Raw genomic sequence first — 11,661 nt, 5'->3', positions numbered from 1 at the left:
ACGCCTCCTTTACAGCAATCGTAACCGAGCATCCTTGCGGATTCGTATAGAAAAAAACAAGATAAATATGCATAAAACTATGATTTCAAAGGAAAGAAGCATTTTAATAAAAATAAACAATGAAAATACCGGTTTTATCTATACTCCGCAATCCTGATTGTTCATTATAATATGGCTGAATACATGATGGAAGAGCTTATAGGAAGATGGTCAAGCAGGTAAAAAACGGACTATGCGCTTGATCGCATGCGGACCCGTTATAAGCGCATTTGCTGTAAGCGTTCCCAAGGCGCATGCCAGGAAAGCGATTCGATAAGAGGAAGCAAGCGGTTAGCTTGGCATTCCTCTCACGACAATGACAGAGCGGAGAGTGTTTGGATGGACATTCAGATAAAGGGTTTAACGGAGGATCAACGACAAGCCATATCCGAAGCGGCAAGCGGCTTGCGCGTTGCGTTGTCGGCGGAGGGCATCTCCGTGCAATTCAAACCGGGGAGCGGCGGCATCGCCGTTCAGTACGACGGTCAAAAGGTTGTTGTCGCTTGCGGCGGAGGCTCGCAGTTTGTTCGAGCGTTCGGACTGGCCGTGGAGGGGCTTAGAAAAGGCAAACCTTTCAGCGTGCGGGAGACCCCGTGGTACGACAGTTTGGGCGTTATGATCGACTGCTCGCGCAACGCCGTCCTGCATATGGACGCGTTCAAAACGATGATCAAGCGACTGGCGCTTATGGGCTATACGACGGTTCAGTTATATACGGAAGACACCTACGAGATGAAAGCCTATCCGTACTTCGGCTATATGAGAGGGCGCTACACGCCGGAGCAATTGAAAAGCATGGACCGTTACGCGGCGCTTTTTGGCATCGAGCTGATTCCTTGCATACAGACGCTTGCGCATCTTGGACCTGCGCTGAAGTGGGGGGCCCATGCCGATCTGGTAGATTGCAACGATATATTGCTGATTGACGAGCCGGGGACCTACAAGCTGATCGAAGAGATGTTCCGGACCATGTCGGACAATCTGCGCAGCCGAAGCATTAATATCGGAATGGACGAAGCGCATATGATGGGGCTGGGCAAATATTTGGACAAGCACGGTTATCACGACCGTTCCGCGCTGATGATGAAGCATTTCGCCAAAGTGATGGACATCGCCCGTTCGTACGGATACAAGGCGATGATGTGGAGCGACATGTTCTTCAGGCTTGCGAGCGGCGGCGAATACTACGACCCCGAAAGTCCGATCAGGGCGGATATCGCATCCCATATACCGAAGGATCTGAGACTCGTTTATTGGGATTATTATACGGAAGATCGTGCGAAATACGACGGCATGATGAGCAAGCATAAACAATTGAGCGACAACATCGTATTCGCCGGCGGCGCCTGGAAGTGGACGGGATTCGCCCCGAACAACGCATTCAGCCGTCATATCGGAATCATGGCGCATGAGAGCTGCGTTGCAAGCGGGATACGCGAGACGCTCGTTACGGCATGGGGAGACAATGGGGCGGAATGCTCGCTCTACGCCGTCCTGCCGACCTTGCAGCTGTGGGCGGAGCTTTGCTATAAGAACACGGGAGACGAAGCCGTGCTGCGGGAGCGCTTCGAGACATGCGCGGGCGGCGATTACGGAGATTTCATGTCCTTGGATCTCGCCAACCTAGTTCCCGATAATCCTTCGCCGGGTCTAAGCATGGGCAATCAGGTCAATCCAAGCAAATATTTGTTGTATCAGGATGTATTATACGGGTTGATCGATAAGCATGTTCAGCCGCAAGCTTACAGGGAGCATTATGGCAGAAGCGCAGCGTTATTGGAGATTGCGGCGGCACGCAATCCGCAATGGAACGATCTGTTCGAAACGCAGGCCGCGCTGTGCGGCTTGCTTGAGCTGAAGTCGTCTGTCGGCGTCGAGATAAGAGAGGCGTACCTCGCCGGCAATAAAGAGAAGCTAGGGAAATACGCGGAGTCGTTGCTGCCGGAAATAAGCGCAAGAGCCGAGCGGTTCATGAACGCTTATAAGAAGCAGTGGATGCAGGAAAACAAAATATTCGGCCTGGATATATTCGATCTGCGTATGGGAGGACTCTTGCAGCGGATCAACACCGCGATTGATCGCATTAGCGGGTACGTGCGAGGCGAAATTTCGCATGTGGAGGAGTTGGAAGAACCTATTCTGACGTTCGACGCGAGGGAAGAAAGCGAGCAGAAAGTCATAAGCGTTGCCTTGTGGCATGCGATTGCAACGCCGTCGGTTCTTGCGGGCATATAGACCTAAAGCCATATAGACTGTTATCTGCGAAAAGGAGATGGATGCAACATGAGAATACTTTATTTGGACCTGGATTCGCTTCGTCCCGATCATCTGGGCTGCTACGGCTATCATCGCGCCACGTCGCCCAACATTGACCGCATAGCGGAAGAGGGCACCGTCTTCACCAACTATTATTGCTCCGATGCGCCGTGCATGCCTTCCCGGACGGCTCTTATGTCGGGTAGATTCGGAATCCATACAGGCGTAGCCGGCCATGGCGGCACCGCGGCGGATATGCGGCGGGACGGGGCCGCCCGGGGCTTCGAGGATCGACTTAAGCGGGAGAGCCTCCCCTTCGTATTGAGGGAAGCGGGCTATAAGACGGCGACGATCAGCACGTTCGCGGACCGGCATTCCGCATGGACCTTCAACGCCGGCTTCCATGAGGTTCATAATATCGGGGAGAACGGGTTGGAATCGGCGCATCAAGTACTCCCAACCGCGCTGAAGTGGTTAGAGGACAACGGGCGATCGGATCAATGGTTCCTGCATCTGAACTTCTGGGACCCCCATACGCCTTATCGGGTGCCGGATCAGTACGGTCATCCGTTCGCGGATGAACCGTTGCCGGAATGGCTGACGGAAGAGGTGTTCCGATCCCACCTGCATAAGGAGGGGCAGCACAGCATTGCGGATATGAACGCGCTCGCGAAGTCGCATTACGGCAAGTGGAGCAGGCACGGCGCCGAAATCGAAACCTATGAAGATATAAGACAGATTATCGATAATTACGACTGCGCGATCCGTTACATGGATGATCATATCGGACATGTGCTGTCGCTGCTTGAGCGGCTCGGGGTCTTGGAGGAGACGGCCATACTGGTCAGCGCGGACCATGGGGAGAATATGGGGGAGCTTGGCATCTATTCCGAACACGGCACGGCCGACCAGGGAACCTGCCGCATCCCGATGATCTTCCGCTGGCCGGGCGGCGCGCAAGGCGCGAGGAACGAGGGGCTGCATTACCATCTGGATCTTGCTCCCACTCTGGCCGATCTGATCGGCGCGAAACATCAGGAGCGCTGGGATGGCATCAGTTATGCGGACGGCATATCCGGGGCATCGGACCGGGGAAGGGACTACCTCGTATTGACGCAATGCGCCCATGTCTGCCAGCGGAGCGTCCGGTTCGGGGATTGGCTCTATATTCGCTCTTATCACGACGGCTATCATGGTTTTCCGAAGGAAATGCTGTTCAATCTGAAGGACGATCCTTACGAGCAGCGCAATCTGGCAGAGGAACGGCGGGACGTGTGCAAGGAAGCGGTCTACCTGCTTAACGAATGGCATGACGGCATGATGGCGACGATGGACTGCGATACCGATCCGTTATGGACGGTCATGAAGGAAGGCGGGCCGCTGCACGCCGAGGAATACAGGAGCAAGAAGGACCTATAACGGAGCAGGAGGCCGGCGCATGATGCGCCGGCTTATTTTTTTTTATTGCTGACTAATTAACCTACAACAGCATGTGCAGCCAGACTCATGGATCGTGTAAGAGCATATGTGCGCTTACAGCCTACTTTGGCAAGCTGCAGCTAGTTTCCGTGGTTACTGCGTACTAGTCTCGTTGCAGAAAGTGCAGCGGATAATCGTAATATAGCAACGAGGCTGCTTGTTGATTGCACTTTCTGTAACAGAAAAGCCCGATTAGTGGCTATGTGAGGCTGGTTAGAGCAATTCAGTTGCAGTTAATGCAATGACAGGGGCTGGAGAGTGCGGGAACTGACCAATCTGCTGCAGAAAGTGCAACAGATTCTATGTACATTTGTATGGCGGATATGTCGGATTTTGCGATTGAAAATGATTGAAAGCACTTTCATTACGGAGTCCACATAGAAGGCTGATTATGTCCATACTCCGTTTTCGCCGTCCCTTCTATACTGAAAAAGCAGACTATGATCGCCGGATTTCACAATACTAGAAAAGCAAGGAGTGACTGTTGATGCGCAGCGAGGCGAGCGTTGGAACAACTAAGAAGCTTTGGAAAACGATGCTTCAGCACAAATACTTTTATCTGATGGTTCTGCCGGTTCTTATATGGTACGCGATGTTCGCCTACGCGCCGATGTACGGCGTGACGCTGGCCTTTAAGACGTTCGACTACAGCGGCGGCATTCTAGGCAGTCCCTGGATCGGATTCGAGCATTTCCAAAAGATATGGTCCGACGCGGATTTCCAAACGGCGTTCAAAAACACGATTATCATCAGCTTGATGAAGCTGCTGATCAATTTCCCGATGCCGATCTTCCTAGCCATTCTATTAAACGAATTTTCGAGGAAAACGGCCAAACGGTTTTTCCAGACGGTCCTTACGTTCCCCCACTTCATCTCATGGGTCGTGCTTGCGGGCATCATTACGATGATCCTCAGCCGAGACGGCGTCGTGAACCAAATCATCATGGCCCTCGGATTCGAGTCCATCGCGCCGTTAACGGACAGCGAGTCCTTCCGGCCTCTGCTTTATCTGACGCATATGTGGCGGGAAGTCGGCTGGGATTCGATCATTTACCTGGCAGCGCTGGCGGGCATTAATCCCGAGCTGTACGAAGCGGCCGAGATGGACGGAGCCAACCGGTTCAAGAGACTGCTCCACATTGCATGGCCGGGCATTAAAAGCACGGTGGCGATTCTGCTTATTCTTCATGTAGGGCAGCTTCTTACGCAAGGCGCAAGCTTTGATCAAATCTTCAACCTGTACAGCTCGCCTGTCTATGAGGTGGCCGATGTCATCGATACGTATATCTATCGCACATCGTTCCAGGTAGGCGGAGACTTCGGTTATATGACGGCGGCCGGACTCATCAAGTCCGTCATCAGCCTCGTACTTCTCGTCTTGGCGAACACAATCGTGAAGCGAATGGGCGAAGAAGGACTCTATTAAATTACAGCTTGGAGGTATTCGACTGATGAAGCAAACGCACGCGAACAAAAAAACAAGAATGAGCGCGTTCGACATCGCCGTGTATATCGTGCTCGGACTATTGTCTCTCGTCACGTTTTTCCCGTTCTACAACGTCCTGATCATTTCGTTTGCCAAATTCGAGGTCATCAGCCAGTTCAATCTCTACTTGCTGCCTTTGTCCTTCGATTTAACGGCTTACAAGGTAATCCTGTCCGACGCGAAGTTTTGGAGCTCTACGGTCAATACGCTCATCGTAACCGTCGTTGGCGTAGCGTTCAGCATGACGATATCGGTTGCGGGCGCTTACGCGTTATCCAAGAAAGGGATGCCGGGGCGGAACGCCATGCTGACGCTCATCCTGTTCACGATGTTTTTCAACGGCGGGCTTATTCCGTTCTATCTGATCATCAAATCGCTGGGGCTCGTCAACAGCATATTCGTCATGATCATTCCCGCAGGGTTGAACACGTTCTACTTGATTATTATGAAAAACTACTTCGGCACGCTGCCGGAAAGCTTGGAAGAGTCCGCGAAGCTGGACGGAGCCAACGACCTGTACATTTTGCTCAAAATCATTCTTCCCATCTCCGCGCCGTTCATCGCCACCTTTGGCTTGTTCTACGCGGTAGAGCGTTGGAACGAGTGGTGGTACGCGCTCATCTTTATCAGCGACTCGGCGAAGACGCCGCTCCAGATTTACTTGCGGGAGACGCTCATCACGAGCAATCAGCTGCTCAATACGCTTGCTCAGCAAGCAGCCGACAGCAATTCCAGCAAGGTGTACACGCCTGCCTTGCAGATGGCGACCGTCGTCATCTCCAGCGTGCCTATCCTGATGGTATATCCTTTCCTGCAGAAGCACTTCGCCAAAGGGATACTAGTAGGCTCCATTAAAGGATAAGGGAATTCATATAGATGCTTGTCCTATCCTAGCAAAAGCTTCACAATGACAAAAAAGGGAGGATTCAAAAATGAAAGGAATTAAAAAGTTTGGCTTCATCATGGCCTGCTTGGCTATGATCGCGGGGTTGCTTGCGGCTTGCGGCGGCAATGGGAACGAGAAACCGTCCGAGAGCCCGGCAACGACGAATTCGAGCGCGGGAGGCGAGGACGACCCGTATAAGGACCCGATGGAAATTTCCGTTGCTTTCTGGGATGTAGAAGCGGAAGCCACCAAGATCGAGAAGGACCCGATCGTGCAGGAAATTTTGGAAAAATTCAATATTACCATTAAACCGATCAATACGACTTGGGATGACTATGGCCAAAAAATCCAGATGTGGGCCGCGTCCGGACAACTGCCCGACGTATTCGCGATCGACGCAATCGGCACGCAGTATCAACGCAAGTGGGTCGAGCAAGGCGTCGTTGCTCCTCTGCCGGACTTGGAGAAGTTTCCAAACCTAGCGAAATATTTTGAAGCTCCGGACATTGCGGGGCTGGCCGTCGATGGCAAACAATACACGATTCCGAGAAGGATGTTCCCGAGCACGGACTGGAGCGCGCTTGACCGCGTCGTCTACTACCGTTGGGATTTGGCGCAGGAGGCCGGCATTACGAAGGAGCCGGAAACTTGGGATGAGTTCAATGCAATGCTTGAAGCGATCGTGAAGGCTGATCCGGAAGGCAAGAAGATTACAGGTCTGACAGCGGCACAAGTGAAGATGCTGGGCGGATTGTTCTGGCTGTACGGCAACCCGGTTGCCACGAGCGACGGCAGCGGCGCGGATTTCAAATGGATCAAGGAAGACGGCAAGTTCATTCCGGCCGTATTCTCCAAGAATGCTCTGCCTGCCCTTCAAAACATGAAGAATATGTATGATACCGGTCTGATTGATCCGGATATTGCGCTGACAAGTCCGGATATCGCCTATGACAAATTTGCTTCGGGCAAAGCTGCGGCAATGCTTTCCGGCGGCGGATTCATCAACCTGGATTTGAACGTCAATACGAAGCGTTGGGCTGCCGGCTACCCGGATAAGGATATCTCGGAAACCGTGAAAGTATTGAAGCCTCTGCAAGGACCTGACGGAGAGCGTAATCACGCCATCTTCAAAACGTATTGGTCCGAGAGCTACTTCAGCGGAAAGATCGATCCTAAGAAGCTGGACCGCATCTTGGCGCTGTATGATTACGTGCTGTCCCCGGAGGGCAAAGATCTCCTGACTTATGGCATAGAGGGCGTGGACTACAAAGTAGAAGGCGACAAGAAGGTTATGCTGGATAAGACGCCTCATGTAGAGAAGTATCCGGCTACCGGCTTCCTGAGAGACTTGGTTGCATACGAAACATCGGACCGCTATGACGTTAGCAACCCGGCAATTGCCCATGAAGGCCTTAGAGAAGATGCCGTGGAATACATCGACTGGATTCTGAACAACACGAAAGTGCCGGAATACGACATCCGCTTGACTTACATGTCGACTCCGACCAAGGACAGCTTTACGGTGTTCGATCACGACGATTTGCTCAAAGTGATGATGTCGAAGGATCCCGTGGAGCAATCCTGGCAGAAGATCGTTGACGGCTATAAGTCCAAAGGCCTCGACAAGATGATCGAAGAAGTGAACGCGAAGGCGAAAGAGCAAGGTATCGAATAGGCTCGGCAAACAGGCCACTCGCGACGGGAATCCCGTCCTGAGTGGCCTGTTACTATGTCTACCAAGATGGCTGTCAGAACAAGACAATACCGATGACCGCCGCCCCCGCGATTACGCTGATGGGATGGACTTTATATTTGATAATGGCAAGAAAAGTGATGACGCCTATCAGCAGAGTCGCGAACGTAGACCAATGGTAGATGGCCTCGGATTGGCCTGAGAATCCGAAATGAATCGCGGCGTATACGATCAAGCCCGTAATAATGGGCCGCAAACCGTAAAAAGAGGATTTGACCCATATATTCGTATTCATTTTATAGAAGAAAGCAGCGATTAGAATCACGATGACGAGAGAAGGCAGGACCATTCCTGCCGTAGCAATGACGGAGCCCGGCAAACCTCCCGCCTGATAACCGATTAACGTTGCGCTGTTGGTTGCGACAGGTCCGGGCGACATGCCCGCAAGCGAGACGCTCCGCTGATATTGTTCGGCTGTCAGCCAGCCATATCGCTCCACTTCGTATTGAATCGTAGGAATGACAGCATAGCCGCCGCCAAAGGACAAGAGCCCGATCTTTAGAAAGGAGAGGAATAATTGCCAGTATAGCATGGAACCACCCCTAAATATAATATTCAATCATTGCCGGATTCTCGCTGGGGGATCTTTCGGTTTGAACGGATAGCCCGAGCAGCTTCTTCATGCGGATTAGGATAATGCCTGCAACCAATCCAATCAGAATCATGGCCGTTGGACTTATCCCGGTCAGCAGAAGCAGAGCTAACGAACAGACTGAAATGAGGATAGTACCCAGGTCGAACAATGCTGTTTTTCCCATTTTGAACGCTGCTACGGCGATGAGTCCGATGATTGCGCCATGTATGCCCTTGAAAGCGGCCTCTACCTTAGGCTCGGACTGGAAGGCTGCATAAAAGGCGCTAAGGAGAAAAACGATAATAAAACTGGGAAGCGTAATGCCTAGGGTCGCAGCGATTGCGCCAGGTATCTTGCCCATTCGATAACCCAGAAAGGCAGAAGCGTTCACGCCGACACCCCCTGGCGCCGCGCTCGCCAAAGACATTAAATCATTCATTTCTTGGCGGGTTATCCATTTCCGTTTATCCACCAGTTCTTTTTCAATCATCGGAATCATGGCATATCCACCGCCGAACGTTGCGGGGCCGATTTTGAGAAAAACCCAAAATAATTCATATAAGCGCGATGTACCGTGTTGTGGGCGCATCTCCATGGTTGACACCTCTTCGTACTTGCTTTTTCTTTATTATATCACCTTTATTCCAAATTGGGATAAACTATTGAGGATATCTTTATAAATAAATCTTATTGGGGAGATAAGTAGGAGATAATGAGTTTAGTTTTTGTATATTTGGAATTAAGTCATTTCGGAACATGAAAAAGGCTAAAGCACGAGAAAATGCTTTAGCCTTGTCCGATAAACGTTAATTTACATTGCGAGGTCCTTCCAAATCAGGAGTGCCGAACCTATCGCCACGGCATCCTCGCGAAGAATTCCTTTCGTGAAGCTCGGAACGTAGTCGGGATAATAATAAGTGTTTCGCTGCGCTGTATCTACTGCAGTCTGATAAAACAGTTCATTGCTGTTAATCAAGGTGCCCCCTAGAATAATGGTCTCGGGGTGAAGCACATTAATCAAGTTGGCAAGCCCGATTCCGAAATGCACGGCGGACTGGGTGAAAATTTCCTGCGCATAAGCGCTGCCTGCGTGAAGGCCGTGAAGCAGCATGTCATATGTAATTCGCTCCGGCGATATATGGGCCGCACCCGGTATATCCGTACGTCCGGATTTCGCATCGGCACGGGCACGTTTCACGAGCGCTTGAACGGAGGCGAATGCTTCCCAGGCGCCGTAGTTGCCGCGGTCATGCAAGCGGGGGCCGTCCATCTGAATGACCATTTGTCCTACAGCCCCTTCCATATCGACGGAGCCGTGAACGATATGTCCGTCCGACATCATCGCGGACCGCAGCCCGACGCCGGCATGAACGTAAAGCATATGCTGCAGATTTTCGCTGCGCATCGACCAATGTTCGCCGATCAAGGCGGCGTTCGCTCCGTTCTCTAATCGGGCGGGGATACCGGTTTTCTCCTCCAGAAGGCTGCAGATCGGCACATGGGTCCAGCCTGGGGACGGGAAGTCTGAGGGCTTGGAAATAATTCCTTTGCCGCGTTCAAGCGGTCCAACGGCTCCGACTCCGATACCGATCACTTGATTTCGTTCAATATGGTGGTCTTGCATGATGGACTTGATGCTGCGGACGACATAATCAATCAGTTCAGGAGGGGACATCGCCTCGTCCATCCGCCACCGCATAAGTGCTTTGGCATTCATCTTGGCGTCGAAGAAACCAAGCGTTGACGTACGGCGCGATATGTCCAAACCGAAGAAATAACCGTAATTCGGATTGATATCGTACAAAATCGGTTTTCTGCCTCCGCTGGATTGTCCCTGGAAAGTCAGCAATAATTTATCCGTGAGCATCTCGTCCAGCAGACGGGTCAAAGAGCTGCTTGTCATGCCGGATACGGGCATAAGCTCGGCCTTCGACGTCATGCCATGCTGGGCGACATGCATATAGATGAGCTTCTTCGGAGAAGCGATTTGGTGCGAGAATACGTTCATGCGTTAACCTCATTCCAAGTAATAGCATGGGAATCCCTTTATTATAATCGACTAGCAATTGTTTTTCTATCAACAGCGAAATTCGGTATGCTAAACTGTTTTGGAAGGTTCATGCACGCTAATTAGATGACCACTCAACTTATAGCGAAAGGGACGAGTAAACTGGAGCCTAAACAATCATGTTGTTCCGTCAGCCGAGGTCAAGCTTCGCAAACGGTTGCCATTCCAAAGAAATATGAACCCGAAGAGACGATTGTCTCCTCTCATCCCAATGACAGCTTCATCTCCTTGGAGGGAGGGGAGTTTTTTATGGGGACGGATGCAGCGGACGGATTTCCGGCAGACGGGGAAGGACCCATTCGGAAAGTGAGCGTCGATCCGTTTCGTATCTCGCCATTCGCGGTTACAAACAAACAATTCAGCGCGTTCGTTCGAGAAACCGGTTATGTAACGGAGGCGGAGAAATTCGGCTGGTCCTATGTTTTTCATTTGCTCGCATCGGAAAAAACGCGTCAGCACGTTGTGAACGTGCCGCGGCAAGTACCTTGGTGGCTTGTCGTGGAAGGTGCGTATTGGGAGAAGCCGGAAGGCCCCGATTCGTCAATCGAAGACCGGATGAACCCCCCGGTTATTCACGTTTCATGGCATGACGCCGCGGCGTATTGCGCATGGTCGGGAACTCGTTTGCCGACGGAGGCGGAATGGGAATATGCAGCCAGAGGCGGGTTAAGCAGAAAGACGTATCCATGGGGCGATCTGCTAAAGCCGGACGGCAAGCATATGTGCAACATTTGGCAGGGGAAATTTCCGGTTAAAAACAATGCAAGCGACGGCTATGTGGGTACTGCACCCGTGGACGCCTATGAACCGAACGGATATGGCCTTTATAATATGTCGGGCAATGTATGGGAGTGGTGCGCGGATTGGTTTAGTCCGCATTATCATACAAGAACGAAGGATATAAATCCTCTGTTTGACGAACCAACGGAAAATCGTTCGGTGCGGGGAGGCTCGTATTTATGCCATCGATCTTATTGCAACCGCTATCGGCTTGCGGCTAGAAGCAGCAATACACCGGACAGCTCGACGGGGAATATGGGGTTCCGTGTCGTATTGATTTGAGCTAAGCAATGAAAGCGAGTTTCGAGGTTATATAACCTTCGAGACTCGCTTTCTTTTT

9 protein-coding genes are annotated in these 11,661 nt (G+C 51.6%); 6 read left to right on the top strand and 3 right to left on the bottom strand.

From position 1 onward, the window contains the following. Positions 1 to 378 precede the first annotated feature (378 nt). The 5 genes from V8F51_RS09180 to V8F51_RS09160 all read left to right on the top strand — a co-directional run bounded on the left by V8F51_RS09180 (position 379) and on the right by V8F51_RS09160 (position 7,821). Positions 379 to 2,274: a beta-N-acetylhexosaminidase gene (locus V8F51_RS09180; RefSeq protein ID WP_337099887.1), complete on the top strand. Its 1,896-nt coding sequence runs from the start codon at positions 379 to 381 to the stop codon at positions 2,272 to 2,274. Between the two features lie 48 nt (positions 2,275 to 2,322). Further along, the gene (locus tag V8F51_RS09175) at positions 2,323 to 3,714 is read left to right on the top strand and encodes a sulfatase family protein (RefSeq protein WP_337099886.1); all 1,392 of its coding nucleotides are present in this window, start codon (positions 2,323 to 2,325) and stop codon (positions 3,712 to 3,714) included. A gap of 547 nt (positions 3,715 to 4,261) precedes the next feature. Continuing rightward, on the top strand, positions 4,262 to 5,200 hold the full coding sequence (locus tag V8F51_RS09170) for an ABC transporter permease (RefSeq protein WP_337099885.1): 939 nt from the start codon (positions 4,262 to 4,264) through the stop codon (positions 5,198 to 5,200). Positions 5,201 to 5,225: 25 nt separating this feature from the next. After that, entirely contained in the window at positions 5,226 to 6,122 is an 897-nt protein-coding gene (locus V8F51_RS09165) for a carbohydrate ABC transporter permease (RefSeq protein ID WP_337099884.1), read from the top strand. A gap of 70 nt (positions 6,123 to 6,192) precedes the next feature. Continuing rightward, positions 6,193 to 7,821 (top strand): extracellular solute-binding protein, encoded by a 1,629-nt coding sequence (locus V8F51_RS09160; RefSeq protein ID WP_337099883.1) that lies wholly within the window; start codon positions 6,193 to 6,195, stop codon positions 7,819 to 7,821. A gap of 73 nt (positions 7,822 to 7,894) precedes the next feature. On the opposite strand, the gene V8F51_RS09155 is transcribed toward V8F51_RS09160, so the two are convergent. From V8F51_RS09155 to V8F51_RS09145, 3 genes are all read right to left on the bottom strand, one after another. Beyond that, on the bottom strand, positions 7,895 to 8,431 hold the full coding sequence (locus V8F51_RS09155; protein ID WP_337099882.1) for a chromate transporter: 537 nt from the start codon (positions 8,429 to 8,431) through the stop codon (positions 7,895 to 7,897). Between the two features lie 10 nt (positions 8,432 to 8,441). Then, complete coding sequence (locus V8F51_RS09150; RefSeq protein ID WP_337099881.1) at positions 8,442 to 9,068, bottom strand: chromate transporter; 627 nt, start codon at positions 9,066 to 9,068, stop codon at positions 8,442 to 8,444. Positions 9,069 to 9,284: 216 nt separating this feature from the next. Further along, complete coding sequence (locus V8F51_RS09145; protein ID WP_337099880.1) at positions 9,285 to 10,481, bottom strand: ROK family protein; 1,197 nt, start codon at positions 10,479 to 10,481, stop codon at positions 9,285 to 9,287. A gap of 126 nt (positions 10,482 to 10,607) precedes the next feature. On the opposite strand from V8F51_RS09145, the gene V8F51_RS09140 reads away from it, so the two are divergent. Next, entirely contained in the window at positions 10,608 to 11,603 is a 996-nt protein-coding gene (locus V8F51_RS09140; protein ID WP_337099879.1) for a formylglycine-generating enzyme family protein, read from the top strand. Positions 11,604 to 11,661: the final 58 nt, after the last annotated feature.

It is taken from the genome of Paenibacillus sp. YIM B09110 (assembly GCF_037167145.1).
In the GTDB taxonomy this organism is placed as follows: domain Bacteria; phylum Bacillota; class Bacilli; order Paenibacillales; family Paenibacillaceae; genus Pristimantibacillus.
Note: the sequence above shows the minus strand (reverse complement) of the source record. Positions and strands in the feature narration are given on the sequence as shown.